At 42.6% G+C, this 1,686-nt stretch carries 2 protein-coding genes; both read left to right on the top strand.

The genetic code is table 11. The features are described from left to right. Positions 1 to 838, top strand: an 838-nt coding sequence (locus tag RRG12_RS43935) for an HrcA family transcriptional regulator (RefSeq protein ID WP_420763350.1), incomplete at its 5' end; no start/stop codon positions are given. A gap of 110 nt (positions 839 to 948) precedes the next feature. Further along, positions 949 to 1,623, top strand: a complete 675-nt coding sequence (locus tag RRG12_RS43940; RefSeq protein WP_420757915.1) for a DUF2834 domain-containing protein — start codon at positions 949 to 951, stop codon at positions 1,621 to 1,623. The last annotated feature ends 63 nt before the right edge of the window (positions 1,624 to 1,686 follow it).

Consider the following 1,686-nt stretch of genomic DNA (forward strand, 5'->3'; position numbering starts at 1 on the left):
AACAGAAACTTTAGGGCGAGAAGTAGAAGTGGCACTGCAAAAGCATCTCCAGTGGGAAGATCGGAGTTTAGAAGCTTTACTCCAAGGAGCCGCGCAAATTTTAGCAACCTTGAGTGGTTGTATTAGCTTGATCACTATGCCGCAAACCACTACAGCACTATTGCGACATCTGCAATTAGTGCAAATTGAAGCTGGGCGAATCATGCTGATTGTCGTAACTGATGGTTACGAGACACATTCAAAATTAATGGATTTGGCTTCAAAACCGGAAGAAACGCAGCGCGATTCAGAGGTAATTGATCGTGAGTTGCAGATTGTTTCTAATTTTTTGAATAGCCACTTGCGGGGTCGAAGTCTGTTGGAATTAGCCTATCTTGACTGGAGCGAACTAGATCAAGAGTTCCAACGCTATGGAGAATTCTTGAAAAACTCAGTTGCCGAATTGAGTCGTCGCACTCATGCACCGACTGCAACCCAAATTATGGTTCGGGGTGTGTCAGAAGTTTTGCGCCAGCCAGAATTTTCCCAGTTACAGCAGGTACAAACGATTATCCACCTGTTGGAAGAAGAACAAGACCAACTGTGGCGATTAATATTTGAGGAACCAGAACCGGAGGATGGTGGTAAACCAAAGGTAACGGTTCGCATTGGTGCAGAAAATCCATTAGAACCGATACGCACCTGTACCTTGATTTCTTCCAACTATCGCCGAGGTTCAATACCAGTAGGAAGTGTGGGAGTTTTGGGGCCAACGCGCCTAGATTATGAAAGTGCGATCGCAGTAGTAGCATCTGCTGCTGATTATCTCTCTGAAGCTTTCAGTTATTTCAATCCTTAATACGTATCGTGTAATATTTTAGGACAAGCTGCTTGAGACAAATGAACGATACCATAGCAAGCAGATAACCCAAATTTATAGCGGCAAAATTAATAATACTTAAATATTTCATGGTTAGAAAAATTGCCTTTAGCTTACTGTGGCTGGGATTCACTATCTATGCATTTTTCCTCGCGCCTCCTGAGCAACCCGGTACATTCGAGTTAATTAAAAACCTTTCTACTATGCAGTGGGAAGGTGTTAACCCGTTAGTAATAGCATTATTCAACCTCATGGGTATTTGGCCTCTCATCTACAGTGCAGTAGTGTTGATTGATGGCAGAGGACAAAAAATACCTGCTTGGCTGTTTGCGATCGCTTCTTTCGGAGTTGGTGCTTTTGCTTTGTTGCCGTACTTAGCCATTAGGGAACCAAATAATCAGTTTGTTGGTAAAAAAAATGCCTTACTCAAACTACTAGATTCTCGTATGACTGGGGTTGTTTTGACGGTATCCACAGCTATTTTAGTTGCTTATGGTTTAAGAGACGGAGATTGGGGCAATTTTGTCCAACAGTGGCAAACTAACCGCTTCATAAATGTGATGAGTTTAGACTTCTGTCTACTTTGCCTATTATTTCCTACATTACTGGAGGATGATATGGCGCGTCGCGGTTGGAAAAATCCCCAGTTTTTCTGGTTAATAGCGTTGATACCGTTATTCGGCCCATTAATTTATTTATCTGTGCGTCCACCTTTAGAAGAAGTGGGTATAGAGTCCATATCCCAGCAGCCAGTAGCGAATTGAAGATTGAATGAAGAAGTCAGAATAAAGACGCTCGAATACTTGCTCTAAGCGTACTCCTACGGA

This window comes from Nostoc sp. CALU 546, assembly GCF_048836525.1.